Origin of the sequence: Kitasatospora sp. NPDC101183, from assembly GCF_044767945.1 — a bacterium.
Classification (GTDB): Bacteria; Actinomycetota; Actinomycetes; order Streptomycetales; family Streptomycetaceae; genus Kitasatospora.
The window spans coordinates 246,541-271,158 of the sequence record NZ_JBIWOW010000001.1 but is presented as its reverse complement, the minus strand read 5'-3'; the positions used below and the strand labels follow the sequence as shown (position 1 = coordinate 271,158).

The window sequence follows — 24,618 nt, the reverse complement described above, 5'->3', positions numbered from 1 at the left end:
GGGTGGCCTTGTCGAGTTCGGGACAAGGAGGCTGTTCTGTTACTATCAAAAATCGTATGTGAAAAGGGTTGAGAGGTGCAGGGGTCATGAGAGAGCTGACCGGTCCGGCCGTCCGGATCGTCACACCCGCCGAGGCCGGCCACCCCGACGTCGCGCCGGCCACGCCGGTGCTGCTGCTGCACGGCTTCGCCTCCGACGGAGAGACCGACTGGATCGCCACCGGCACCGCCGCCGAGCTGGCCGCCGCCGGGCACACCGTCCTGGTCGCCGACCTGCCCGGTCACGGCGCCTCCCCGGCGCCGGGGAGCCCGGAGCAGGCCACCGCCCCGGCCCAGGCGGCCGCGCTGCTCGCCGCCCTGGACGCCGTCGGCGTCGACGGCTTCGACCTCGTCGGCTACTCCCTCGGCGCCCGGCTGGCCTGGGAGATCCCGGCGCTGGCCGACGGCCGGGTCGGCCGGGTGGTCCTCGGCGGGCTGAGCCCGATGGACCCGTTCGCCGCCGTGGACACCGCCGCGCTGCACCGCGCCGTCGCCGACGGCAGCGAGCCGGGCGACCAGCTCACCGCGATGATCGCGCGGCTCGTCCGCTCCCACGGCGAGCGCGCGGCGGGCCTGGCCACCTGCGTCGAGGGCCTCGGCCGCACCCCGTTCGACCCCGGCAGCTGGGCCGCGAGCGCCGCCCCGCTCTTCGTGGTCGGCGCAGAGGACCCGCTGACCGGCGGCATCGACGGTATCGTTGCCACCCTTGACGGGGCGCAGCTGGTCACCGTCCCCGGCGACCACCTGGGCGCCCTGACGGGGACGGCCTTCCGCCACACGGTGCGGAAGGCGCTGGAGCGTTGACGGCCCGGGGCACGCGGGCCGCGCCGCGTCCCGCGACGGGGGAGACGACCGCGGCGAGGAAAGGCGAGGGAACGGGGTTGGGTTCCGCGAAGGAACAGTCCAAGGCCGCCGGATCGAAGGCGGAGCAGAGCTACGCGCTGCTCCGCTCGCGCATCCTGGACGGCACGTACGGACCGGGATACCGGCTGGTGCTCAACCAGCTGGCGACCGAGACCGGCGTCAGCACCATCCCGCTGCGCGAGGCGCTGCGGCGGCTGCAGTCCGACGGGCTGGTCGAGGTGGTCCGCAACATCGGCGCCCGGGTGGCGGTGTTCGAGGCGACCCAGGTCGAGCACTCGCTGCAGATCCTGGCCCGGCTGGAGGGCTACGCCACGGCGATCAGCGCACCGCTGCTGACGGCCGACCAGATCGCCGCCTCGCGGGAGATCAACCAGCGGATGGTGGCCGCGCTGGAGGGCTTCGACCCGGCCGCGTTCACCGCGCTCAACCGCACCTTCCACTTCTCGATCTACCAGCACTGCCCGGACGCGCACCTGCGCGCCCTGCTGGAGGCCGAGTGGGCGCGGCTGGACCACATGCGCCGGTCCACCTTCACCTACGTCCCGGGCCGGGCCCGGCGCTCCGTGGTGGAGCACGACAGGATCCTCGACCTGATCGAGCAGGGCGCGGACGCGGCCGAGATCGAGAAGGTCGCCTGCGCGCACAAGGCGGCCACCGCCGACGCGCTGCACGAGGCCCGGCCCGGCGGCTGACCGCCGGTCAACAGCCTCGAAGGGGCGGGGAGTCCACCGGACTCCCCGCCCCTTCGGCGTGCTGACGCGCGCTCAGACCAGCAGCTGGCCGCCGTCCACCTGGACGACCGCGCCGGTGATGTGCCGGGCCTGGTCGGAGGCGAGGAAGAGCACCAGCGGGGTCAGGTCGCCGGTCTCGGCGATCCGGCCCAGCGGGATGCGGGCCTCCCAGGCGCCCCGGGCGGCCGCGTCGTCCATCAGCGGGGCGGTCATCGGCGTGTGCACCGGGCCCGGGGCGACGCCGTTCACCCGGATGCCGTGCGCGGCCAGCTCCAGCGCGGCGGTGCGGGTCAGCGCGTCCACGGCGGCCTTGGTGGCCTCGTAGTGGCCCAGCCCGGGGGTGGGCTGGCGGGCGCCGATGGAGCTGACGTTGACGATCGCCCGGCCCCGGCCGGAGTCGGCCATCTGCCGGCCGACGACCTGGGTGACGTTGAAGGTGCCGCGCAGGTTGACCGCCAGCACCAGGTCGAAGACCTCGGCGGGCAGGTCGATCAGCGGGCCGCCGCCGCCGGCCAGCCCGGCGTTGTTGACCAGCACCTCGACGGGGCCGAACCGCTCGGAGGCCTCCGCCACGGCGGCGACCACACTGGCCCGGTCGGTCACGTCCATGGTGACGGCCAGCGCCGCCTCGCCGATGCCCGCGGCCACCTCGTCGGCCGCCGCGCGGTTGACGTCGGCCACCACGACCCGGTCGCCCGCCGCGCCGAAGGCCTCGGCGACGGCCCGTCCGATCCCGCTGCCCGCGCCGGTGACCAGCACGGTGCGGGGCGCGGCGCTCACCGGGCCTCGGCGATGATGATGCGCGGGCTGCCGGGCAGCGCGCGGGTCTCCAGCGGCTCCCAGCCGGCCTCGCGCAGCCAGCCGCGCACCTCGTCCTCCGGGTAGACCACGGTGCCGTCGATCACCAGGTACTCGCCGGCGTGCAGCGCGTCGATCGGGCGCTGGTGCTCGTCGGAGTCGAGGAGGAAGTCCAGCAGGACGAGGGTGGCGCCGTCGGCCGCGGCGGCCCGGGCCCGACGGGCGATGTCCCGGTTCTGCTCGGCGTCGAAGCGGTGGATGACGTGCTCCAGCAGGACGAGGTCGAAGCCGCCGGGCACCTCGCCGACGACGGCGTCGCCCTCGGCGATCTCCACCCGGTCGGCCACCCCGGCCTCCTCCAGCACGCCGCGGGCGTGCCCGACCAGCTCGCCGGCCGAGAAGAAGGTGCCGGTCAGCTCGGGTGCGGCGGTCAGCGCCTCGGCGAGGAAGGAGCCGGACAGGCCCCCGAAGTCGAGCACCCGCCGGTAGGGCGTGAAGTCGAAGTGCTCGGCGAGCTGGCGGGCGTGCAGCGCGTTGTACGTCATCACGCCGGCCAGGAAGGTGGTCATCCGGTCGCCGCCGAGGTCCAGCTGGTTGGGCTCGGCGGTGCGGCTCGTGGTCCCGAAGCCCAGCCAGTGGCCGTAGCTGATCGAGTCCAGGAAGCCGAGGAAGGGCCGAAGGTCGGTCCCCTCCTTGCCACCGGCCAGGTAGGTGGCGGTGGCGGGGGTGTTGGCGTACGCGCCGTCGGCGCGCTCCAGCAGGCCGAGGCCGGCCATGGCGTCCGCGAGGATGCGGGCGGTGCGCTCGGGCAGGCCGGTGCGGGCGGCGATCTGCGGGACGTCCAGCGGGCCGTCGGCCAGTGCGGCGAACAGGTCGGCGTCGGCGGCGGCGAAGAGCTGCTTGGCGGCCATGTACCCGATCGCGGTCTCGACGATGGGGGCGGGGCTGGCGAGCCGCGCGGATTCCGGACGAAGGGACATCGCGTCCTCCTTGACGGTCAAAGAATATGCCGGATGCTATACGATCTCGTTGTCGGCGGCCAGGGCCGTACGACGTCCGATCCGAGGAGGTTGGCGTGGAGTTCTCTCAAGCGGTGCCCGACCAAGCGGTGCCCGGGACCGGGTCCGGTACGGACGACCAGCATGCGGCGGTGGGCGGCGCCGCCCCCGTCGTGGCGCGCCGCCGGCTCGGCGCGCACGGGCCCGAGGTGCCGCTGCTCGGCCTCGGCTCCTGGAACACCTGGGACCGGATGACCACCGAGGAGGCCGCCGAACTCGTCGCCCGCGCGGTCGCGCACGGCGTGGACCTCTTCGACGTGGCGCACTACAACTTCGGGCCGCACGCGGAGAACGCCGTCACCGACATCCTCTTCGGCGAGGCCGTACGGGCCGCCGGCCTGAAGCGGTCCGACTACCTGATCTGCGGCAAGCTCTGGCTCTGGGACTACCCGAACACGGGCTTCGCCGGGCAGCTGGACACGGCCCTGGAGCGGGTCGGCGTCGACCGGGCGGACCTGGTCGTGGCCGGGGACTACCTGGGCGAGCTGGACGTGCGCGCCGTGGTCACGGACGTGGCCGAGCTGGTGCGGGCCGGGCGCTTCGACGCCTGGGGCGTCAACAACTGGCCGGCCGCCGTGCTCGCCGAGGCCGTCCGCTTCGCCCGCGCCGAGGGCATGCCCGAGCCGGTCTTCGCCCAGCTGAAGTACAGCCTGGCGCGCCGCTCCGTCCCGGAGGGCGAGCCGTACGGGGAGCTGTTCGCCGACGGCCTCGGGCTGCAGGCCTCCGACGTGTTCGAGGGCGGCATCCTGGCCGGGAAGCTGCACCCCCAGCGCAAGATCGGCGCCGACCCGGGCGGCATCCGGGACGCGATCCGGGAGGCCTACCCCGAGGTCCGGCGGATCGCCGAGGGCTTCGGCGCCACCGCCGCCCAGCTGGCCGTGGCCTTCTGCCTCACCCACCCGGCCGCCGCCAGCGTGCTGTTCGGCGCCAGCAGCCGGGAGCAGTTCGACGCCAACCTGGGCGCCCTGGACCTGCTCGCGCGGCACGGAGGGGAGCTGCGCGAGGCGGTCGAGGGGCTCTGGCTGGACCGGGGCGTGGTCGCGCCCGGCGCCTCCTGGGGGACGGACGCCCCCTGAGGGGAGCGGGTGCCCGGGCGTGACCGGGCACCCGGCGCCCGGTCACGCCTCGTGCACCACCCGGCCGTCCACCACCGTCATCGTGACCGGGACCTGCGGCAGCGCGGCCGGCTCCACCTCGCGCAGGTCCGCGCCGAGCACGCACAGGTCCGCCGCCCGACCCTCCGCGAGGGTGCCCTTCCAGGCCTCCGCCCCGTCCTGACGGGCGGGGGCCGCCGTGTAGGCGTACAGGGCCTGGTGCAGGGCGATGCGCTGCTCGGGCCCGTGCACCGTGCCGTCCACCCCGGCCCGGGTGACGGCCGCCGCCACGGCCACTCGCCAGTCCGGCGTCAGCACGGGCGCGTCGGTGCTCAGGCACAGCGGCACCCCGGCGGCCAGCGCGTCCCGTACGGGCCAGGCGTGCTCCAGCGCGCCCGCGCCCAGCGCCCCGGCCAGCATCGGCGCGGTGGCCACGGCGATGCCCGGCTGGGTGTTCAGCCCGACCCCGGCGGCCGCCATCGCGGCGAGCGTGGCCGGGTGCAGCACGTCGCCGTGGATCAGGTAGTGCCGCAGGTCGCGGCCGTCGCCCGCGCGGGCCTCGGCGAAGGCCTCGGTGACGACCCGGGTGGTGCGGCTGCCGGTGGCGTGCACGCCGATCTGGTGCCCGGCCGCGTGCGCGGCGGCGATCATCGCGCGCAGGTTGGCCTCGCGCTCGCCCGCGTCGGCGCCGTCCACCAGCAGAGCGCCGTGCCCGCCGTGGGCGTACGGCTCGTCCGTCCAGGCGCTGCCCATCGGGGGGATGCCGTCGGCGAAGATCTTCACCCCGTTCACCCGGAACCAGCCGGGCACCTCGGCGGGGCCGGGGAAGCCGGCCAGGCCGCGGCGGAAGTCGTCGGCGCTGCTCGGCCCGTCCAGCAGCCCGAACAGCAGCAGGGCGGTGACACGGGCGCGCAGCAGGCCCTCGGCGGCCAGGGCCGCGTACGTCTCCAGCACCGCGCCCGAGAAGCAGCCGGTGGGGCCGGCGTCCTCGCCGGGGCCCAGGCCCGGCTCGGTGTAGCTGGTGATGCCGAGGGAGGCCAGCAGCTCGCCCGTGCGCAGGATCGCCTCGCGGCGCTGCGCGTCGGTGTCGAGCGCGGCGAGCGCCGGGCCCTCGGCGCCGTGGCCGTGCTCGTGCGGGTCGGCGGCGAGCTGCTCCATGAGCGTGGCGGGCCACATCGTGCCGAGCCAGGCGCCGTGCAGGTGGGAGTCGTTGATGCCCGGCAGGACGGTCGCGCCGCGCAGCTCCACCACCCGGGTCGCCGGGCCGACGAGCGGCGCCACCTCCGCGTCCGAGCCGACCCGGACGATCACGCCCGCGCGCACCGCGAGGGCCCGCGCGGAGGGCTGCCGGTCGTTCATCGTGATCACCCGACCACCCCGAATGACCAGGTCGGCCGGGGCGGAGTGGTCCGGGAATCCGTTGCGCATCATCTTGCTCCCAGCTCTGGACAGGGTGAGGTGTGACTCTTAACGTACATGGAATCAGATACGATTTGCGAGTGCCGAAGCCCCCATCGGCACCCGGGCAATCGGAGGAAAACGATGCCCCAGCACCCCCACGCACCAGTGATCTGTGACGGCCCGGCGTGACCGCCCCCGCCCTCTCGTTGCGCGAGGTCAGCATCAGCCGGGCCGAGACCCCGGTGGTGCACGGCGTCAGCCTGGACGTCGCCCCCGCCGAGATCACCGTGCTGCTCGGCGCCAACGGCGCCGGAAAGACCACCCTGATGGACGGCATCGCCGGGCTGATCCGCACCAGCGCCGGAACCGTCACCCTGGCCGGCGACCCGATCGACCGGCTCCCCACCCACCGCCGCGCCGCCGCCGGACTCGCCTACGTCGAACAGGCCCGCAGCGTCTTCCGCACCCTCACGGTGGAGCAGAACCTGCTGGTCGCCCAGCGCGGCGACGCCGACCTGGACACCGCCTACCGGCTCTTCCCGGAGCTGGCCAAGCGCCGCACCCTCCAGGCCGGCCACCTCTCCGGCGGCGAGCAGCAGATGCTGGTGCTCGGCCGCGCCCTCGTCGCCCAGCCCAAGACCGTGCTGATCGACGAGATGTCCTCCGGCCTCGCCCCCGTCGTGGTGCACCGGCTGATGCGCGCCGTCGCCGACCTCGTCGAACTCGGCATCGCCGTCCTCCTCATCGAGCAGTTCGCCCACCTGGCGCTGGAGATCGGCACCCGGGCCTACGTGCTCGCCAAGGGCCGCCTCGTCTTCGACGGCCCCTGCGCCGAACTGCGCGGCGACACCGAGCGGCTGCACGACTTCTACTTCGGCCGGACCAGCGAGGGCGCCCTCGCCGGCGCACCGGCCACCGACCAGGCAGGGAGCGAGGGAGCATGAGGCTCACCGAGAGACTGACCGGCGACCGCCGCGCACTGGCCGGCGGCCTCGGCGTCGCCGTCCTGGCCTGCGTGCTCGTCCCCACCGTGCTGCCGCCCTACTGGGTCTACCTGGCGATCACCGCCGTGGTCAGCGCCGTGATCATGCAGAGCTACGGCGTGATCGTCGGCCGGGTCGGCGTGATGTCCCTGTGCCAGATGTCCTTCGCCGCGATCGGCGCCTGGGTCGTGCTCTGGCTCAACTCCGTACAGGCGCCCGGCGGTCTCCTGCTCTGGCTGCCGATCGGCGGCCTCGCCGCCGTACCCGTCGGCATCGCGGTCGGCCTCCCCGCGCTGCGCATCCGCGGCGTCAACCTGGCCGTGGTCACCTTCGGCTTCGCCGTCGCCGCCGACATCGTGCTCACCGCCAACGAGTTCCCCGGCATGTCCGACCTCACCACCCTGGAGCGGCCCGCGCTCTTCGAGGAGGACGGCGCCTACTTCGTGCTCGTCGTCATCGTCTTCACCCTGCTGGCGCTCGGCCTGCGCCTGCTCGGCCGCACCCGGCTCGGCATGTCCTGGACGGAGCTGCGCCACTCCGAGCGGGCCGCCGCCGCGCACGGCGTCTCGATCCCGCGCAGCAAGCTGGCCGCCTTCGCGATCAGCGCCTTCGTGGCCGGGGTCGGCGGCGGCCTGATGGCCGGGCAGCTCGGCCTCGTGGTGGCCGGCAACTTCGCCATGATGCAGTCGCTGGCGCTGTTCGCCGTCGCCATCATGATCGGCCCGCACAACCCCGAGGGCGCGATCATGGGCGGCGTCTTCGGCGCCGTGATGGCGACGATCCTCGACAAGCTCGGCCTGCCGCAGGACCTCGGCGGCATGCTGTTCGGCGTCGGCGCGGTCTTCGCCCTGCGCAGCGGCGTCAGCCAGACCGACTTCACCCGGGGCCGCAAGCGCGAGCGCGCCGCCCGCGCCTTCCTCGCCGAGCGCGAGAAGGACCCGCGGGCGCCGTACGAACCGCAGCCGCTCACCGGCGCAGCCGTCGAGGGGGCGGGCGTCGAGGGGGCGGGCGAACCCTGCCTCACCGTCCGGGGGCTGACCGTCCGCTACGGCTCCGTGACGGCCCTGGACGCCGTCGACCTCACCGTGCCGCGCGGCGCCGTCGTCGGCCTGATCGGCCCCAACGGCGCAGGCAAGTCCACCTTCATCGCCTCCGTCACCGGCTTCGTCGGCGGCTACGAGGGAAGCGTCGCCCTCGCCGGCGCCCCGCTGGACCGGTACGGGCCCAACGCCCGCGCCGCCCGGGGCCTGCGCCGCACCTTCCAGACCACCTCCATCGCCCCCGAACTCACCCAGTACGAGCACCTGACCATCGGAGCCGGGCGCAGGCTGAGCACCGCCGAGGCCGACGAACTGCTCGACTTCTTCGGCTGCCCGCCCGGACGGCTGCCGGTCTCCATGGTCGACGCCGGCGCCCGCCGCCTGCTCGACGTGGCCGCCGCCATCGCCGCCCGCCCCGCCGTCGCCCTGCTGGACGAGCCCGCCGCCGGCCAGTCCGCCGCCGAGTCCCTGCTGCTCGGCCGGCGCCTCGCCGAGGTGCCCGCCCGGTTCGGCGTCTCCGTCCTGCTCGTCGAGCACGACATGGACCTCGTCCAGGCCGCCTGCTCCGAGGTCACCGTGCTCGACTTCGGCCACGTCATCGCCACCGGCCCCACCGCCCGGGTGCTCGCCGACCCGGCCGTGATGGCCGCCTACCTCGGCACCGCCGAGGTCACCCCCGCCTGACCCTTACCACCACCTCCACCTCCATCCACCCTCAGCGGGCCTCAGGCACACCCCCCGGTGCCCCGGGACGCCCGCGCCCAGACGGAATTGGACGATCCCCCATGCAGATCCCGAGACTGCCCGCCGCCGCTGTCGCCGTCGCCCTGCTGCTGACCGCCACCGCCTGCAACGACGACTCCGGCTCCACCAACGGCCCGATCAAGGTCGGCGCCATCAACGGCATCACCGGCCTCTTCCAGACCCCCGAGGTCCCGCAGTCCGTCAAGGCCGTCTTCGACGAGGTCAACGCGGCCGGCGGCATCAACGGCCGCAAGCTCGAACTGATCAGCGTGGACGACGCGATGAACCCGCAGCGCTCCACCGAGGCGGCCGTCGACCTGCTCAAGTCCAAGGGCGTCGTCGCCCTGGTCGGCTCCTCCAGCGCCGTGGACTGCGGCCTCAACCGCGCCGCCTACAGCAAGGCCGGCGTGGTCTCCATCCCCGCCGTCGGCGTCGACCCCGCCTGCTTCAGCAGCCCCAACATCGCCCCGGTCAACCCCGGCCCGTTCAACCTGCTCACCGCCAACCTCTACTACGCCTCCGAAGTCCTCAAGCGCGACAAGGTCTGCCTCGACTACACCGTCCTGCCCGGCAGCGGCAGCGGCATCGAGGACTCGATCAAGAAGTGGACCGAGCTCACCGGCAAGACCCTGGCCCACAAGGAGCTCGCCATCACCGACGGCGACCCGACCAAGTACCTCGTCGCCGACAAGGACGCCGGCTGCCAGGCCGTCCTCTACAACGGCGTCGTCGGCCCCTACTTCGCCCAGGCCAAGACCCAGGGCATGACCGACACCGCGTTCATCGTCGGCGCCAACAGCTACACCGACGCCAGCGCCCAGGCCATCCCGGCCGGACTGGACGTCTACGCAGGCACCGAGTGGCAGCCGTACACGGACACCAGCCTGCCCGGCAACGAGCGGTGGTCCCAGGTGGTCGAGAAGAACAAGATCCAGAAGACCGCCTTCAGCCAGGGCGGCGTCATGGCCGCCGACCTGTTCGTCCAGGTCCTCAAGGGCATGAGCGGCCCCGTCGACCGGGCGAGCGTCACCAAGGCCTTCAAGTCCATGCAGCCGATCACCTACCCGATGGTCGGCACCCCCTGGGTCTTCGGCCCCGGCGACACCCACAACCCCGTCCAGGGCAGCCGGTTCGTCAAGGCCGTCAACGGCTCCTGGCAGGTGCTCCCGGAAGGGTTCATCGTCCCCGCCAAGAAGTAGCCCGCCACAGCCCGCCGACCCCCATCGAGCCCTCCAGGAGGTGCCCCGTGCTCAACTCCACACTCGCCGGACTGACCGGCGGCGGTGTCTACGCGCTGCTCGGACTGTGCGTCGTCCTGACCCACCGGCTGGTCGCCACCGTCAACTTCGCGATGGCCGCCCTCGGCGCCACGGGCGCCTTCACCATGGTCACCCTGACCGACAACGGCGTCAGCGTCTGGATCGCGCTGCCCGTCGGGGTGTTGGCGGGGGCCGCGCTCTCCGCCCTGCTCGGCGCCGTCCTCGTCCGGTGGTTCGCCGGCCACTCGCAGAACACCAAGGCCGCCGTCACCGTCGCCGTCTACGTCGCCGTGATGGCCGGAGGCCTGCGGCTGTTCGGCAACAACACCACCGGCGCGCACACCTTCCCCAGCCCCTTCGAGAAGCCGCTGTTCACCGTCGGCGGCGTGGTCGTGCCGCAGTCGGTGCTGGTCACCGTCGTCTTCGCGGCGCTGATCGCCGGGGGCGTCGGGCTGCTGCTCACCCGCACCCGGGTCGGGCTGCGGCTCCAGGCGCTCTCCGAACAGCCCGGCACCGCCCAGGTGGTGGGCATCCCGGTCGCCCGGCTCGCCGTCTGCGTCTGGGCCGCCATCGGCGCCGTCACCACTCTGGTCGTGGTGCTCGCCGCGCCCCGGCTCGGCGGCGACTTCTCCAGCCTCGGCAAGCTGATCAACACCGCGCTGGCCGTCGCCATGCTCGGCGCCTTCCGCAGCCTGCCGCTCACCGTGGTCGGCGGCCTCTTCCTCGGCTGCCTGGAGGGGTTCTCCGCCTCCGTCGAGGCGATCCAGAAGTACCAGGGCGTGGTGCCCTTCCTGGTCATCCTCGTCCTGCTGTGGTGGCGCAGCCGGCACGAGGTCTGGGACACCGCGCACAGCCGATGACCACCCCACCGGACGAACCACGCGAAGGAGACCGAGCGCGATGACGCTCCCCACCCACACCCGGGCGGCCGTACTGCGGGCCCACGGCGAACCGCTGGTCATCGAGGAGATTCCGCTGCCCGAGCGGATCGAGCCCGGCGCCGCCCTGGTCCGGATCGACTGCGCCACGCTCTGCGCCACCGACGTGCACCTGTGGAGCGGCGCCATGTCCTTCCCCGGCATGCTGCCGCTGGTGCTCGGCCACGAGATGGCCGGCACCGTCCTCGCCGTCGGCGAGGGCACCGTCGACGCGCTCGGCCGGCCCGTCGCCGTCGGCAGCCGCATCGGCTGGTCCGAGGCCACCTGCGGCTTCTGCCACGGCTGTACGGTGCTGCGCACCCCCGTCGCCTGCGAGAACCGGGGGTACGGCTTCCTCCAGCGCAGCGACCGGCCGCCGTACGCCACCAACGGGCTCGCCGAGCACGCGTACGTCACCCCGCGGGCGCAGAAGTACCTGCTGCCCGCCGACGTCGACTCCCGCTGGGCCGCCGCGGCCGGGTGCGCCGTCAAGACCGTGCTGCACGCCTTCGACCGGGCCGGCGGCACCCGGCCCGGCTCCTCCGTGGTGATCCAGGGCGCGGGCGCGCTCGGGATCGTCGCCACCGCCGTCGCCAAGGCCGGCGGCGCCGGGCCGGTGATCACCATCGGCGGCCCGCGCCACCGACTCGACCTGGCCGCCGAGTTCGGCGCCGACCTGGTCCTCGGACTGGAGGACGGGCCCGAGGCCCGCAAGGAGGCCGTGCTCGCCGCGACCGGCGGCCGGGGCGCCGACCTGGTGATCGACCTGGCCGGAGCGCCCGGCGTCGGCGCCGAGGCCGTGGACCTGGCCGCCTGGGGCGGCACCTTCGTGGTGTGCGGCACCACAGGGCCCGCGCCGCAGCCGCTGCCGCTGGGCACCGTCATGGGCAAGGAGCTGACCGTCCGGGGCTCGCTCAACGGCGACGTCGGCGACTACCACCGGGCGATCTCCTTCCTGAGCGCCTTCCGCCACCACTACGACTGGGACGAGCTGTTCAGCGAGCCGGTCGGGCTCTCCGGCGCCACCGGCGCCATCGAGGCGATGCACCGGCTGGAGCAGACCAAGGCCGTCGTGGACCCGCGACTCGCCTGACGCGCCATCCCCCTGACCACCCGGCGCCCCGGGGTTTTCCGTGTCCCGCCCCCGGGGCGCCGGGTCCTCCACCACCATCCTTGAGGAGCAGCATGACCACCCAGCCCATCGTGCCCAGGCGGCGGCTCGGCACCGCCGGCCCCGAGGTCTCCGCCCTCTCCCTGGGCTCCTGGCACACCTACGACCGGATGGACTTCGGCGACGCCGTCGCCATGGTCCGCCGCGCCGTCGACCTGGGGATCAACCTGTTCGACGTCGCCGTCTACGGCCTGCCCGGCGGGCCGCCGGTCTTCACCGACGTGCTCTTCTCCGCCATCGTCCGCGCCGCCGGCCTGGCCCGCGAGGACTACCTGCTCTCCGCCAAGCTCTGGCTCGAGCCCTACCCGGAGATGTCGCTGCGCGACCAGCTGGGCAACGCCCTGTTCCGCGCCGGGGTCGAGCACGCCGACCTGGCCGTGCTCGGCGACATCCGCCGCGACGACCTGGACCTTCGCCGCCTCGCCGAGGACCTCGCCGAGCTGGAGCGCGAGGGCCTCATCGGCTGCTGGGGCGTCAACAACTGGTCCGCCACCGCCGTCCGGACGATCCGCGAGCACGCCCTCGCCGCCGGCTCGCCCGGCCCCCAGCTCGCCCAGCTCAAGTACAGCCCCTGCCGCCGGGCGATCCCCGACGGCGAGCCCTTCGCCGCGCTCTTCGCCGAGGGCCTGTCCATGCAGGCCTCCGACGTGCTGGAGGGCGGCATCCTGGCCGGGCGCACCAGCCCCTCCCGGGAGATCGGCCGCGACCCCGGCGGCGTCCGCGACCGGATCACCGCCGCCGCGCCCGGCCTCGCGGCCGTCGCCGCCGACCTCGGCACCACCCCCGCCCAGCTCTGCGTCGCCTTCACCCTCACCCACCCGGCCACCGCCACCGTGCTGTTCGGCGCCAGCCGGATGGCCCAGCTGGACGACAACGTGGGCGCTCTCGCCCTCGTCGAGCGGGTCGGCGCCGAGCAACTGCGCGAGCTGGTCTCCCCGTACTGGGTGGACGGCGGCTCCGTCGACCCCGAGGGCCCGTGAGCGCCGCCCGGCCGGACGGACCGGCCGACCTGGTGCTGATCGACGGGGACGTGCTCACCGTCGACGCGGCCCACAGCAGCGCGCAGGCCGTCGCCCTCCGCGACGGCCTGGTGCTGGCCGTGGGCAGCACCGCCGAGGTGCTGGCCCACGCCGGCCCCGGCACCCGTACCGTCGACCTGCGCGGGCGCACCGTGCTCCCCGGCATCAACGACTCCCACCTGCACGGCCACGCCTGGGGCCTCAACCGGCCGCCGCTCGCCCTGGACCTGAACTACCCCTCCGTGACGTCGATCTCCGATGTCGTCGCGGTCGTGGCCGCAGCCGCCCGCGCCGCCGCGCCCGGGGAGTGGATCACCGGGCGCGGCTGGGACGTCGGGTACCTCGCCGAGTGCCGCGACGGCAGCCGGGAGCTGCCCGACCGCGCCGACCTGGACGCCGCCGCGCCCGACAACCCGGTCTGCCTCACCGACTTCTCCGACCACATGGCCTGGGTCAACACGGCCGCGCTGCGCGCCGCCGGGATCGACCGGGAGACCATCGCCCCGCCCGGCGGCACCATCGACACCGACCTCGTCGGGCAGCCCACCGGCATTCTGCGCGAGGCCGCCCAGCGGGCCGTGCACGCCCACATCCCCCGCCCCGACCCGGCCCGCCGCCGCGCCGCCGTCACCGGGGCGATCCGGGCGCTGCACGCGCTCGGCACCACCAGCTACACCGAGCCCGGGCTCGGCCCCGGCGGCGAGGGCATCATGTCCGGAGCACTCGGCAGCGCCACCCTGGACACCTACCTGGAGCTGGCCCGGGCGGGCGAACTCGACGCCCGCGTCAGCGTGTTGCTCCTGCCCGCGCCGATGGGCGGGGGAGTGGCCGACCTGCGGGCCGGCCTCGCCTCGCTGGCCGGTACGGACCTGGAGGGCCTCGACCCGCGCCGCCTCGCCGTGCTCGGCGTCAAGCTCTTCGCCGACGGCGTCCCGCCCAACCGCACCGCCTGGATGCACCAGCCCTACCCCGGCGGCGGCCACGGCGCGCTCTGCGTGCACGGTGCCGCGCCCGCCCTCCAGGCCGCCGAACTGACCGCGATGATCGCCGCCGCGCACGCCGCCGGCCACCAGATCGGCGTCCACGTCACCGGCGACCGCGCCATCGACACCGTCGTCGACGCCCTCGACGCCGCCCAGCGCGAGCAGCCGCGCGCCGACGCGAGGCACTACCTCATCCACGGGGACTTCGCGACGGAGCGCAGCCTCGCGCTGCTCGCCCGGCACGACTACGGCGTCAACATGAACCCCGCCATCAAGTGGACCATCTCCGACCTGATGGACGAGGTGGTCGGCGCCGAACGCTCGGCCCGGATGTGGCCCGTGCGCTCCGCACTCACCGCCGGGGTCCGCGTCCGCGCCAGCTCCGACGCCCCGATCACCGAGCCCGACTGGCGCCAGGGCGTCGCCTCCATGCTGCTGCGCGAGTCCAAGGCCACCGGCCGGCCCAGCGGCCCCGAGCAGCGGATCGGCCTGCGCGAGGCGCTGCGCGCCTACACCGTCGAACCGGCCCACCAGGACTTCGCCGAGGGCTGGAAGGGCAGCATCGAGCCGGGCAAGGCCGCCGACCTGTGCGTGCTCGGCGGCCGGATCGGTGAGGTCTCGCCGCACGAACTGCCGGGCCTGCCCGTCGACTTGACGTACTTCGACGGCCGACTCGTGCACGGGGAGGAGTGAGGCCCGTGGAACCGCTTCCCGGCACGGTCGTCACCGTCACCGGCGAGAGGGACCCGGCCACGCTCGGGACCGTCCTGCCGCACGAGCACCTCCTCGGCGACTTCACGCCGCTCGCGGCGGGCCCGCTCGACCATGCCCCGCTCACCATGGAGCTGCTCGGCGCGGCGGCGCTCGGCGCCGCCAACCGCGACGACCAGATCCTCGACGACGAAGGGCTGGCCGCCGCCGAGGCCCGCGACCGCGCGGGCACCGTCGTCGACCTCACCACCGCCGATCTCGGCCGCGACCCCGCCGCGCTGCGCCGGATCGCCGAGGCCACCGGGCTCGCCGTGGTGATGGGCGCGGGCCTCCACCGTCCGCTCTCCGATTCCTCGGCCGACACCCTCACCGCCGCGCTGCTCCGGGAGCTGGTCGAGGGAGTGGACGGCGTCCGGGCCGGGATCATCGGCGAACTCGCCGCCCTGGACCCGGCCGACCCCGCCGAACGCGCCCTGCTCACCGCCGCCGCCCGCGCCTCGGCCGCGACCGGCGCCGCGATCTCGCTCACCCTCGGCCCCGACCCCGCCGTCCAGCAGCGCGTGCTCGACCTGCTGGCCGCCGAGGGCGCCGACCTCACCCGCGTCGCCGTCGGCCGCTGCGACCCGCTCGCCGCCGACCCGGGGGCGCTCGAACCACTGCTGGAGCGCGGCGTGTTCGTCCAGTTCGACCAGCTGGGCCGGCTGCCCACCGTGTACAGCCGCTGGGACGACCAGGACGTGGCCGCCGCTGTGATCGAACTCGCCCGCCGGGGCCGGTCCCGGCAGCTGCTGCTCTCCCAGGACACCCGCGCCAAGTCCCGGCTGCTGGCCTACGGCGGCGGCGGATACGGCTTCCTGGCCCAGCAGTTCCTGCCGTACCTGGCGATGCTCGGAGCCGACCCGGCCCTCGCCGAGACCGTCACGGTGCACAATCCGCGCCGCCTCCTCACCCACCCCGCCCCCGCGCAGAGGAGCGACCAGTGAGCACGTATGCCTTCGAGATCCCCGACCTCACCGGCCTCGCCCTCACCGTCGAGGGCCCGGTGGACCCGTCCACGCTCGGCAGCACCCTGATGCACGAGCACGTCTTCCTCGACCTGCGCCGCCCGCCCGCCCACCACCGGCCCGGCGAGGACACGCCCGAGGCCGCCGAGCCGCTCACCCTCGCCAACCTCGCCCGCACTCGCCACGGGCACCCCAACGCCGACAACGACCGGCTGACCGGCCTCGACGAGATGGCCGCCGAGGTCCTCGCCTTCGCCCGCGCCGGCGGGCGCACCTTGGTCGAGGTCACCCCCAGGGGCGTCGGCCGCGACCCGGCCGCGCTGCTCGCGCTCTCCCGGGCCACCGGGCTGAACGTCGTCATGGGCGGCGGCTGGTACACCCCGGTCTTCCACCCCGCCGGGTTCGACCGGCTCGGCGTCGACGAACTCACCGAGCTGCTCGTGCGCGACGTCGTCCTCGGCGCCGACGGCACCGGGGTGCGCAGCGGCGTCATCGGCGAGGTCGGCGCCGAGACCGCGCCGCTCACCGACGGCGAGCTGAAGAGCGTACGGGCCGCCGGGCGCGCCAGCCGCATCACCGGAGCGCCCGTCAGCTTCCACGTCGGCGGCGTCGGCGAGGAGAAGTTCCGCGTCCTCGACATCCTCGCCGAGGAGGGCGTAGCCCCCGGCAACGTCGTCTTCGGTCACGCCATGGACGTCCTCGGCGACCCCGACTTCGCGGACCGGCTGCTGGAGCGCGGCGTCTTCGTGGAGTTCGACTTCATGGCCTCGCCCGGCAGCCCCTGGGGCCACCTGGTGCTCGGCAGCGACCACAAGGTGGTGCGCGGCATCGCCGGCCTGGTCGAGCGCGGCTGGGCCGGGCAGCTGGTGCTCGGCCACGACGTCTGCCAGAAGATCCAGCTCAAGCGGTACGGCGGCCAGGGCTACGACTACATCCCGCGCCACTTCCTGCCCGCCCTGCGCGGCCACGGCGTCGACGAGGCGGACCTGCACCGGATCACGGTGGAGAACCCGGCCCGGGCGCTCGCCTTCACCGCGCCGCAATGACCTCGACGCACCGTTGGGACCCCTCCTGATGACCATCGTCCCCGTCCCCTTCGACCCCGAGCTGCGCCGCGTCCTCGCCGCCATGCCCGCCCCCGAGGGCCCCGCGCCGACGCTCGGGACCATCCCCCACATGCGCGGCGCGGGCGATCCCCTGCCCACCCGGCCGCCCGCCGAGGTCATCGGCACCCGCCCCATCGACGTCGAGGAGCACACCGCCCCCGGCCCCGAGGGCGCCCCCGACCTGGCCCTCACCGTGCTCCGCCCGCGCGGCGCCCGGGGCCCGCTCCCGGTGCTCTACAACGTCCACGGCGGCGGCATGATCACCGGCACCCGCCACCAGGACACCCCCAGGCTCGCCGACCTGGTGGAGGCCCTCGGCGTGGTCGCCGTCACCGTCGAGTACCGCCTCGCCCCCGAACACCCGTACCCCGCCCAGGCGGAGGACTGCTACGCCGGGTTCCTGTGGACCGCCGCCCGCGCGGCGGAACTCGGGATCGACCCCGACGGAATCGTCCTCATGGGCGGCAGTGCGGGCGGCGGCCTCTCCGCCGCCGTCGCCCTGATGGCCCGCGACCGAGGCGGGCCGCGCGCCGCCGGGCAGCTGCTGATCTGCCCGATGCTGGACGACACCGGCACCACCGTCTCCAGCCACCAGTACGACGGCGCCGGCACCTGGCAGCGCGCGATCAACCAACTCGCCTGGCGGGCCGTCCTCGGCGACCGCACCGACGTGCCCGCCTACGCGGCCCCCGCCCGCGCCGGGGACCTCTCCGGCCTGCCGCCCGCCTTCGTCGAGGTCGGCAGCGCCGAACTCTTCCGCGACGAGGACGTGGCCTACGCCTCCCGCATCTGGGCCGCCGGGGGAGAGGCCGAACTCCACGTCTGGAACGGGGCCTTCCACGGCTTCGACGTCTTCGCCCCCGACCACGAGGTGACGCGCGCGGCCCTCGCCGCCCGCCTCTCCTGGCTGCGCCGCATCCTGCACCTGTGAGCGGTGGCCGCGGTTCGTATGCTGTGGGCTCGGGAAAGGGGCGGCATCATGCGCGAGCGACGGAGACGTACGGCCTGGTCGATCACCTACGTCCTGCTGGGCGCCGTGTGCCTGCTGGTCGCCGTGACGATGGCGGCGGGCTTCGTGAAGCAGTGGCCCCGGGCGGAGGTGGGCATCCTCGTCCCGGTCCTGCTCCTCGGCGTGCCGGGCGCGGTGATGACGTTCCGGGCGCCGGTGTTCGGCGTCTCCTACGGGCCCGCCGGGGTCCGGTACACCGGGCTGCTCGGGTCGCGCTCCTACGCGTGGGCGGAGATCCGCGAGGTGCGCGTCGCCGTCCTGAAGGGCAAGGTCTACACCTCCGACGTCCCGGAACTGGTCCTGGCCTCCGGCGGCACGGACCAGCTCCTCATGCTGGCGGGCCACAGCTCGGGCAGGAGCAACCGGCGCGTAGGGCGCCTGGTCGCCGACCTGGAATCGGCCCGCGCCGCCGCGTCCTGACGCGGGCCGCGCCCGGAGCGGGTCAGGCGACGGTGGCCGCGAGCCGGGCGGCGGCGCTGGCGGGGTCCGTGCGGGGGAACAGCGGGGCGAGGTCGGTGAGGAGGTGGTGCAGGCGCGTGCGGACCGGGCCGGGGGAGGTGGCGACGGAACCGGCGAGGACGAAGGGCTCGCCCGGGCGGGCGGTGGCGCGGGCGAGGGCCGCGAGGTGGTCGGCGGCGGCGTCGGTGATCGCGAGGGCGGCCGGGTCGCCCTCGGCGGCGAGGCGGCAGACCGGTGCGGCGAGCGCGGCCAGTCGGCGGGGCGGCCCGGCGTAGGCCCAGCGCACCAGGTCGTCGGGGGTGGCTGCGCCGCAGTGGGCGCGGACGGTGCGGCCGAGCGCGTCGCCGGGCGCCGCGTGGGCGTGGCGGACGGCCTCCCGGCCGATCCACAGGCCGCTGCCCTCGTCGCCGAGCAGCCAGCCGAGCCCGCCGCTGGTCGTGACGGCGCGCAGGCCGGCGATCCGTACGCAGATCGCGCCGGTTCCGGCGATCAGGACGGTGCCCTCGCGGCCGTCCGTGCCGCAGGCGAGCGCCGGAACGGCGTCCGGGACGAGCAGCACCGGGCCGTCGAGGCGCAGCGTCCGCCGGAACCCGGCGGCGAAGGCGTCGGGGTCGGGCAGGGCCCGGTGCCCGGCGAGGCCGATCAGGCAGGCGGCGACCAGGCCGGGTGGCCGTCCGCCGAGCGCGGCGGAGGCGGTGGCGGCGAGGGTGGCGCCGGCCGCGCCCGGCGCCGTACCGGCGGGGTTGGCGCCGGGGCCCTCGGCACGGCCGACGGTCGCGCCGTCGGCGTCGAGCAGGACGGCCCGGGTATGGCTGCCGCCGGCGTCGATCCCCAGGTGGAGGGTCACCGCGGCTCACCGGCCAGGGCGCGGACGGCGGCGAACGGGCGCCCGCCCTGGGCGGCGAGGGCGGCGCGGGCCCGTTCGGGAGCGGCGCCGGTGCTGAGGGCGACGAGGGCGGTGGCGGTCTCCCCGGCGCAGCGTTCCAGACAGTCGGCGGCCTGCTCCTCCGTGACCTGGCAGGCCGTCACCAGGGTGCGCACCGCGCGGGAGCGCAGCTTCCCGTTGCGGGCGGAGGCGGCGACCATCAGGTTGGACCAGGTGCGGCCGGTGCGGACCATCAGCGCGGTGGAGAAGGCGTTGAGCGCGAGCTTCTGGGCCGTTCCGGCCTTCATCCGGGTGGAGCCGGTGACGACCTCCGGCCCGGTGTCGAGCACCACGTGCAGGTCGGCGTGGGCGGCGGCGGGCGCGGCCGGATCACCGGAGAGCAGGGCGGTGACGGCCCCGGCGGCCCGGGCGCGGGCGAGGGCGGCGAGGACGTACGGGGTGCGGCCGCTCGCGGTGACGCCGATGACGAGGTCCCCCGCGACGGGCGGCTCCTCCTCGGCCGGGTCGGGGGCGGTGTCCTCGGCGTGCTCGGCGGCCCGGGCGGCGGCCTGCGGGCCCCCGGCCAGGTGGGCGAGGACCGTCTCCGGGCCGATGCCGTAGGTCGGGCCGAGCTCCAGGGCGTCGCCGAGGGCGATCCGGCCGCCGGCCCCCGCGCCGTAGTAGTGGACCCTCCGGCCGTGCGACAGCGCCCGGACTCCGGCCTCGACCAGCTGCGCGAGCTGCGGCAGCGCGGCCCGTACGGCGTCGGCGACGGTGGCGTCCTGGTCGTTGATCAGCCGCAGCAGCGCCGGGGTGTCGAGGGTGTCGAGCGCCGTGCTGAGCGGGTTGCGCGCCTCGGTGGGCGGCAGGTGCGCGGCGCCGGGGGCCCGGTCAGACGTCGTACGCATCGAGGCTCCAGAGCGAGTAGGCGTAGGCGGTGCCCCGGGCGGTCAGGTTCAGGCGCAGGTAGCGGCCGCTGCCGTGCAGCCCGGTGAGGTACTCGACGCCGCCGGTGCCGGTGGTGGTGGCGTACGCGGTGGTCCAGTCGGTGCCGTCCTCGGAGAGCTGGACCTGGTACGCGCTGCCGTAGCCGGTGTTCCACACCAGCCGCAGGCCCGCGAGGGACCGGGTGGCGCCGAGGTCCACGGTGAAGGTCTGCGGGTCGGCGTAGGCGCTGGCCCAGCGGGTGGACGGGTCGCCGTCCACGGCGTTGCCGGGCTGGAGGGCGGAGCTGTAGCTGCTGGAGGCGGTGGCCGGGCGGCCGAGGGCGAGGTCGGGGGCGGCGGCCTCGGGGGAGGCGGACCAGTCGAGGAACGTCTGGGTGGCGGGCAGCCAGCCCTGGCTCCCGGCGGTGCTCTGGCAGGTGCTGTCGCAGACGGCCGGGTTGCCGCCGCCCCAGATGACGGCGCCGGACAGGCCGAGGTCGTGCAGGGTGGCGAGTTCGAAGCCGAACTGCGCGGCGGGGACCCAGGTGAGGGAGAGGGCGCCGGTGCCGTCGTGGTACTGCGGCCAGACGTACGGCAGCACGGGCACGGCCGGGTCGATCTGCGCGGCGGTGGCGAGGTTGGCCTTCAGGGTGGCGAGCCAGCTGTCGTAGCCGGTGGCGTAGGTGTACGCGGAGGGGAAGAAGGCGGTGTTGCGGTCCTGGGCGATCAGCTGCCGGTAGAGCCCCTGGTTGGCGGCGCTGGTGTTGCCCAGCAGGCCGTACCAGCCGATGAGTTGGGTGGGGGCGGCCTGCCGGGCCCAGCTCTGGAGCTGGGCGAGGCGGGCGAGGTGGTCGGCGGCGGTGGCGGCGTCGCCGGTGAGGTAGAGGCTCTCGCAGTCGAGGACCAACGGGGCGTCGGGGTGGGTGTCGTACTGCAGGACGAGGGCGGTCCACTGCGCCTGGGTGGGCATGGCGCCGCCGGTGACGAGCGGGGTGCAGATCCGGTTGGGCACCAGGTTGGCCGCGACGGCGCCGTGGCCGATGCTCGCGGAGGCGTAGGCGGTGTCGTCGTAGAGGGTGAATCCGGCGGAGGTGGGGGCAGGGGTGGCGTTCGCGGTGGCGGGGAGCGGCAGCAGGGCGGCGGTGGCGGCCAGGAGGAGCGTCAGGAGGCTTCGCAGCAGGGCGGGTCGGCGTGGAGAGGCGGGCACGGGCGGGCTCCGTTCGTCGGTACGGGTGCTCAGCGGGGGCGGCGCAGGCTGTGGCGGCGGACGGCGTCGTGGGCGCGTTCGAGGCCGTCGAGGATGCGGGCGTGGTCGTGCTGGGCGAGGGTGACGTAGAGGGCGTCCACGACGGTGAGTTGGGCCGTCCGGGAGGCCGTCCCGCCGCTGCGGAAGGCGGTGTCCCGGGCGGCGGTGAGCAGCACCAGCTCGGCGGTGGCCGCCACGGGGGAGCGGTGGCCGCTGGTGACGGCGGCGGTGCCGGCCCGCGCGGTGCGGGCCTCCTCCAGGACCTCGACGACCTCCCTGGCCCGGCCGGAGTGGGTGAAGCCGATGGCGAGGTCCTCGGGTTCGAGGAGCGCGGCGATCATCAGGGCGGCGTGCACGTCGCTGGCGAACACCGCGCCGTAGCCGAGCCGTTGGAGCTTCTGGGTGGCGTCCAGGGCGGCCAGGGCGCTGGAGCCGACGCCGACCACCAGGATGCGGCGGGCCCGGCGGACGCGGTCGCCGAGCGCGGCGAGCACGTCGAGGTCGAGCCCGGCGGCGGTCTCCTCGGCGGCCCGGGCGTTGGCCCAGCCGACCTTGCGGACCAGTTGGGCCGGGGTGTCCTCGGGGTCGAGGTCGCTGGAGAGGTCGAGGTCGGCGCGGTCGTCGGCGCGCAGGCGTTCGGCCTCGGCGGCGAGGGCGAGCCGGAGCTGGGCGTAGCCGCGCAGGTCGAGGCTGCGGCAGAAGCGGTGCACGGTGGTCTCGGAGGTGCCGGCGGCGCGCGCGAGTTCGGTGATGGTCCGTTCGGCGGCGAGGCCCGGGTCGGCGGTGACCAGGTCGGCGATGCCGCGTTCGGCGGGCGGCAGTTGGTCGCGGCGGTGGCGGATGCGGGCGAGCAGGTCATCGGGCACGGCGTGGTCCTTCCAGCGGGTGGTGCGGCGGCCGGTGGCGGGCGAGGCGGTCGCCCAGCAGGGTCCAGCGGTCGGGGTCGAGGCCTTCGGCGGGGAACAGGCAGATGCCGCCCGATCCGGCGTCCAGTGTGGTGTCGAGCAGGGCGGCGAACGCGGAGTCGTCGATCGCGGGCCCCCAGTCGGGTGCGGGGCCGGGGGTGCGGGGGAGGACGGCGGCGGCGTCCGCGGTGGTCTGGACGACGGGGACGACGGTGGCGGGGGCGGCGTCGGAGGCGAGGGTGCGGGTGAGCCGGGCGGGCCAACCGGTGTCGCGGTGCGCGATGGCGTGGTAGGTCATCGGCATCAACAGGTCGAGGACGTCGGCGAGTTGGCGCGCGTCCTGGCCGACGAGGGCACGGCGCTCGGCCTCGTCCGCCGCGGGGACGAGGAAGGCGCCGACGGCCGTCCCGGGCCGGGCCCGGCGGGCGGTGTCGGCGAGGAGGCGCGCCGCACCGGTGACGGCCGCGGTGCGGAAGGCCGTCCATTGCGGGGCGTGCCGCTCGGCGATCCAGCGTGCGGCCTCCGCGCCCGGGCCGGGCGGGCGCAGGCCGGTCCGCTCGGTGAACTGCCGCAGGGTGGCGGGGTCGTAGGAGGAGGAGCGGGGCCGGGCGCCGGGCCGCAGCTCCAGTTCCCAGTGCAGGGGCCAGCGCAGGAAGTCGAGCAGCAGCCCGTCCAGCGGCGCGTCCGGCGGCAGGGCGCGCAGTGCGGCGTCCAGTTCCGTGGCCAGCCGGGCGTTCCACGCGGGGTCGTTGGGCCGTACGCCGGTGTACCACTCCATCGGCTGCCACGCGTTCCCGTCCTGGTCGACGGCCTGCGGCCCCTGCGGCCCCCGGAAGCAGGCGAAGCTCCCGTACAGCCGCAGGCCGTGGTGGCGGACCTGGTCGAGGAGCGTCGGGGTCACCGAGCCGAGCTTGGCGACGACGGTGTCCAGGCCGGCCGCGCGGGCCCGGCCGAGGAGGCGGGGCAGCGACGGCCGGGCCGGGTCGAGGAGGTAGCAGGAGCGCACGGCAGTGACCCTAGCCACCGGCGCACTGTTCGTAAATAACTTTCGTCATCGCCATCGAGATCCCATGTAATGCGGCATCAGGGCGCAACACGGCGCAATATTGCGGCAATTCAGGGGTCAAAATGGAAAGATATTTACGTGATTTCGTTGACAGTTCCCCGGCGCCGTGGCGAGCATGAGGCCACCTTCGATCCCCTGTTCACCCCCTCGTCCGGGAGCTTCGCCATGCCCACGTTCCGTCCGCCCGCCTCCGCCGCCCGAGCCGCAGGCGCCCTCGGCGCCGCCGCGCTCCTCACGGCGGTGCTGACCGGCTGCACCTCCGGCGCGGGCGGCAAGGCCTCGGCCGGGCCGGCCGTCGAGCCGCTGGCCACCTCCGTGCCCGCCGGCGTCACGCTGCGCATCGCCGACCAGAACGACCTGCTCAGAACCACGCTGCAGGCCTCCGGGCAGGACAAGGACCTGCCGTACGGGATCAGCTGGTCCTCCTTCCAGGGCGGCCCGGCCGTCCTGGAGGCGTTCCGGGCCGGCGCCGCGGACGTCGGCTTCGTCTCGGACGCCCCGGTCGTCTTCGCCCAGGCGCACGGCCAGGACGCCCGCGTCGTCGGCGTCGTGCAGAACAGCCCCGACGCAGTCCACCTGTGGACCTCGCCGGGCAGCGCGGCGAAGACCGTCGCCGACCTGAAGGGCAAGAAGGTCGCCTACGCCGAGGGCACCACCTTCCAGCCCGCCGTGCTGACCGCCCTGAAGAACGCCGGTCTCAAGCCCACCGACGTCACCCTGGTCAAGCTCAACCCGCCGGAGATCCCGGCCGCGCTCGCCGCCGGACAGGTCGACGCGGGCACACTCACCGAGCCGCTGGTCAGCAAGTACGGCAACGCCTACCAGGACAAGGGCGCCCACGAACTGGACGGCGACAAGGGCCTGACCAGCGGGCTGCAACTGCTCATCGCACCCGGCGCCGCCGTCACCGACCCTGCCAGGAGCGCGGCCCTCGCCGACCTGGCGGCCCGCTTCACCCGGGCCGAGCTGTGGATCACCGCGCACAAGGACGCCTGGGTGCAGTCCTACTACGTGACCTCGCAGAAGCTGCCCGCCTCCGTCGGCGAGGCCGTCGTCGCCAACAACGGCACCGCGACCATCCCCGACTACGCCACCGCGTCGGCCCGGCTGCAGCAGATCGCCGACGTGCTGGCGGCGGCCGGCGTCATCACCCGACAGGACGTGGGCACCGTCTTCGACCGCCGCTTCGACGCCGTCCAGTCCGCCGCCGCGAAGGGCTGA

General features: G+C 75.0%; 23 protein-coding genes. 15 read left to right on the top strand and 8 right to left on the bottom strand.

Annotated features, from left to right (window positions below; all coding sequences use genetic code 11):
- Positions 1 to 86: 86 nt before the first annotated feature.
- Entirely contained in the window at positions 87 to 842 is a 756-nt protein-coding gene (locus ACIRRS_RS01130; RefSeq protein ID WP_402962979.1) for an alpha/beta fold hydrolase, read from the top strand.
- Between the two features lie 77 nt (positions 843 to 919).
- Complete coding sequence (locus ACIRRS_RS01125) at positions 920 to 1,594, top strand: GntR family transcriptional regulator (RefSeq protein WP_402962976.1); 675 nt, start codon at positions 920 to 922, stop codon at positions 1,592 to 1,594.
- 72 nt (positions 1,595 to 1,666) lie between these two features.
- Here the strand turns inward: ACIRRS_RS01125 and ACIRRS_RS01120 are convergent, their stop codons facing one another.
- Both ACIRRS_RS01120 and ACIRRS_RS01115 read right to left on the bottom strand, forming a co-directional pair.
- Positions 1,667 to 2,413 (bottom strand): SDR family NAD(P)-dependent oxidoreductase, encoded by a 747-nt coding sequence (locus tag ACIRRS_RS01120; protein WP_402962974.1) that lies wholly within the window; start codon positions 2,411 to 2,413, stop codon positions 1,667 to 1,669.
- The gene (locus tag ACIRRS_RS01115) at positions 2,410 to 3,411 is read right to left on the bottom strand and encodes a methyltransferase (protein WP_402962972.1); all 1,002 of its coding nucleotides are present in this window, start codon (positions 3,409 to 3,411) and stop codon (positions 2,410 to 2,412) included. Before ACIRRS_RS01115 ends, ACIRRS_RS01120 begins: the two co-directional genes overlap by 4 nt.
- Before the next feature lie 95 nt (positions 3,412 to 3,506).
- Here ACIRRS_RS01115 and ACIRRS_RS01110 point away from each other — a divergent pair, with 95 nt between their 5' ends.
- A complete protein-coding gene (locus tag ACIRRS_RS01110) occupies positions 3,507 to 4,565 on the top strand; it encodes an aldo/keto reductase (protein ID WP_402962969.1) in 1,059 nt (352 codons plus the stop codon).
- Positions 4,566 to 4,607: 42 nt separating this feature from the next.
- On the opposite strand, the gene ACIRRS_RS01105 is transcribed toward ACIRRS_RS01110, so the two are convergent.
- Entirely contained in the window at positions 4,608 to 6,011 is a 1,404-nt protein-coding gene (locus tag ACIRRS_RS01105; RefSeq protein ID WP_402962967.1) for an amidohydrolase, read from the bottom strand.
- A 158-nt stretch (positions 6,012 to 6,169) separates the two neighbouring features.
- On the opposite strand from ACIRRS_RS01105, the gene ACIRRS_RS01100 reads away from it, so the two are divergent.
- The 11 genes from ACIRRS_RS01100 to ACIRRS_RS01050 all read left to right on the top strand — a co-directional run bounded on the left by ACIRRS_RS01100 (position 6,170) and on the right by ACIRRS_RS01050 (position 18,350).
- Positions 6,170 to 6,928, top strand: a complete 759-nt coding sequence (locus ACIRRS_RS01100; protein WP_402962964.1) for an ABC transporter ATP-binding protein — start codon at positions 6,170 to 6,172, stop codon at positions 6,926 to 6,928.
- Positions 6,925 to 8,691 (top strand): ATP-binding cassette domain-containing protein, encoded by a 1,767-nt coding sequence (locus ACIRRS_RS01095; RefSeq protein ID WP_402962961.1) that lies wholly within the window; start codon positions 6,925 to 6,927, stop codon positions 8,689 to 8,691. The genes ACIRRS_RS01100 and ACIRRS_RS01095 overlap by 4 nt, the downstream gene beginning before the upstream one ends.
- A gap of 101 nt (positions 8,692 to 8,792) precedes the next feature.
- Positions 8,793 to 9,950, top strand: a complete 1,158-nt coding sequence (locus ACIRRS_RS01090) for an ABC transporter substrate-binding protein (protein ID WP_402962959.1) — start codon at positions 8,793 to 8,795, stop codon at positions 9,948 to 9,950.
- Positions 9,951 to 9,997: 47 nt separating this feature from the next.
- Positions 9,998 to 10,870, top strand: a complete 873-nt coding sequence (locus ACIRRS_RS01085) for a branched-chain amino acid ABC transporter permease (protein ID WP_402962957.1) — start codon at positions 9,998 to 10,000, stop codon at positions 10,868 to 10,870.
- 40 nt (positions 10,871 to 10,910) lie between these two features.
- Complete coding sequence (locus tag ACIRRS_RS01080; protein WP_402962954.1) at positions 10,911 to 12,020, top strand: zinc-binding dehydrogenase; 1,110 nt, start codon at positions 10,911 to 10,913, stop codon at positions 12,018 to 12,020.
- A 92-nt stretch (positions 12,021 to 12,112) separates the two neighbouring features.
- On the top strand, positions 12,113 to 13,078 hold the full coding sequence (locus ACIRRS_RS01075; RefSeq protein ID WP_402962951.1) for an aldo/keto reductase: 966 nt from the start codon (positions 12,113 to 12,115) through the stop codon (positions 13,076 to 13,078).
- Positions 13,075 to 14,793: an amidohydrolase gene (locus ACIRRS_RS01070; RefSeq protein WP_402962948.1), complete on the top strand. Its 1,719-nt coding sequence runs from the start codon at positions 13,075 to 13,077 to the stop codon at positions 14,791 to 14,793. The genes ACIRRS_RS01075 and ACIRRS_RS01070 overlap by 4 nt, the downstream gene beginning before the upstream one ends.
- A gap of 5 nt (positions 14,794 to 14,798) precedes the next feature.
- Complete coding sequence (locus ACIRRS_RS01065) at positions 14,799 to 15,794, top strand: phosphotriesterase (protein WP_402962946.1); 996 nt, start codon at positions 14,799 to 14,801, stop codon at positions 15,792 to 15,794.
- Entirely contained in the window at positions 15,791 to 16,861 is a 1,071-nt protein-coding gene (locus ACIRRS_RS01060; protein ID WP_402962943.1) for a phosphotriesterase, read from the top strand. The genes ACIRRS_RS01065 and ACIRRS_RS01060 overlap by 4 nt, the downstream gene beginning before the upstream one ends.
- 28 nt (positions 16,862 to 16,889) lie before the next feature.
- Positions 16,890 to 17,852: an alpha/beta hydrolase gene (locus tag ACIRRS_RS01055; RefSeq protein ID WP_402962940.1), complete on the top strand. Its 963-nt coding sequence runs from the start codon at positions 16,890 to 16,892 to the stop codon at positions 17,850 to 17,852.
- A gap of 48 nt (positions 17,853 to 17,900) precedes the next feature.
- Positions 17,901 to 18,350: a hypothetical protein gene (locus ACIRRS_RS01050; RefSeq protein ID WP_402962938.1), complete on the top strand. Its 450-nt coding sequence runs from the start codon at positions 17,901 to 17,903 to the stop codon at positions 18,348 to 18,350.
- A 22-nt stretch (positions 18,351 to 18,372) separates the two neighbouring features.
- On the opposite strand, the gene ACIRRS_RS01045 is transcribed toward ACIRRS_RS01050, so the two are convergent.
- Genes ACIRRS_RS01045 through ACIRRS_RS01025 form a run of 5 tightly spaced genes read right to left on the bottom strand, consistent with a single transcriptional unit; the run spans position 18,373 to position 23,355 of the window.
- Positions 18,373 to 19,236: an N-acetylglucosamine kinase gene (locus ACIRRS_RS01045; protein ID WP_402962935.1), complete on the bottom strand. Its 864-nt coding sequence runs from the start codon at positions 19,234 to 19,236 to the stop codon at positions 18,373 to 18,375.
- The gene (locus ACIRRS_RS01040) at positions 19,233 to 20,162 is read right to left on the bottom strand and encodes an N-acetylmuramic acid 6-phosphate etherase (protein WP_402962932.1); all 930 of its coding nucleotides are present in this window, start codon (positions 20,160 to 20,162) and stop codon (positions 19,233 to 19,235) included. Before ACIRRS_RS01040 ends, ACIRRS_RS01045 begins: the two co-directional genes overlap by 4 nt.
- Positions 20,146 to 21,387 (bottom strand): discoidin domain-containing protein, encoded by a 1,242-nt coding sequence (locus ACIRRS_RS01035; RefSeq protein ID WP_402962930.1) that lies wholly within the window; start codon positions 21,385 to 21,387, stop codon positions 20,146 to 20,148. The genes ACIRRS_RS01040 and ACIRRS_RS01035 overlap by 17 nt, the downstream gene beginning before the upstream one ends.
- A gap of 29 nt (positions 21,388 to 21,416) precedes the next feature.
- A complete protein-coding gene (locus ACIRRS_RS01030; protein ID WP_402962927.1) occupies positions 21,417 to 22,292 on the bottom strand; it encodes a MurR/RpiR family transcriptional regulator in 876 nt (291 codons plus the stop codon).
- Positions 22,282 to 23,355, bottom strand: a complete 1,074-nt coding sequence (locus ACIRRS_RS01025; protein ID WP_402962924.1) for a hypothetical protein — start codon at positions 23,353 to 23,355, stop codon at positions 22,282 to 22,284. Before ACIRRS_RS01025 ends, ACIRRS_RS01030 begins: the two co-directional genes overlap by 11 nt.
- A 207-nt stretch (positions 23,356 to 23,562) precedes the next feature.
- Here ACIRRS_RS01025 and ACIRRS_RS01020 point away from each other — a divergent pair, with 207 nt between their 5' ends.
- Entirely contained in the window at positions 23,563 to 24,618 is a 1,056-nt protein-coding gene (locus ACIRRS_RS01020; RefSeq protein WP_402962922.1) for an ABC transporter substrate-binding protein, read from the top strand.

Bases quoted from the DNA above. Each gene is read 5' to 3' on its own strand.
- ACIRRS_RS01130 (WP_402962979.1), top strand. From the start codon at position 87: ATGAGAGAGCTGACCGGTCCGGCCGTCCGGATCGTCACACCCGCCGAG.
- ACIRRS_RS01115 (WP_402962972.1), bottom strand. From the start codon at position 3,411: ATGTCCCTTCGTCCGGAATCCGCGCGGCTCGCCAGCCCCGCCCCCATC.
- ACIRRS_RS01105 (WP_402962967.1), bottom strand. From the start codon at position 6,011: ATGCGCAACGGATTCCCGGACCACTCCGCCCCGGCCGACCTGGTCATT.
- ACIRRS_RS01095 (WP_402962961.1), top strand. From the start codon at position 6,925: ATGAGGCTCACCGAGAGACTGACCGGCGACCGCCGCGCACTGGCCGGC.
- ACIRRS_RS01090 (WP_402962959.1), top strand. From the start codon at position 8,793: ATGCAGATCCCGAGACTGCCCGCCGCCGCTGTCGCCGTCGCCCTGCTG.
- ACIRRS_RS01080 (WP_402962954.1), top strand. From the start codon at position 10,911: ATGACGCTCCCCACCCACACCCGGGCGGCCGTACTGCGGGCCCACGGC.
- ACIRRS_RS01075 (WP_402962951.1), top strand. From the start codon at position 12,113: ATGACCACCCAGCCCATCGTGCCCAGGCGGCGGCTCGGCACCGCCGGC.
- ACIRRS_RS01055 (WP_402962940.1), top strand. From the start codon at position 16,890: ATGACCATCGTCCCCGTCCCCTTCGACCCCGAGCTGCGCCGCGTCCTC.
- ACIRRS_RS01050 (WP_402962938.1), top strand. From the start codon at position 17,901: ATGCGCGAGCGACGGAGACGTACGGCCTGGTCGATCACCTACGTCCTG.
- ACIRRS_RS01040 (WP_402962932.1), bottom strand. From the start codon at position 20,162: ATGCGTACGACGTCTGACCGGGCCCCCGGCGCCGCGCACCTGCCGCCC.
- ACIRRS_RS01020 (WP_402962922.1), top strand. From the start codon at position 23,563: ATGCCCACGTTCCGTCCGCCCGCCTCCGCCGCCCGAGCCGCAGGCGCC.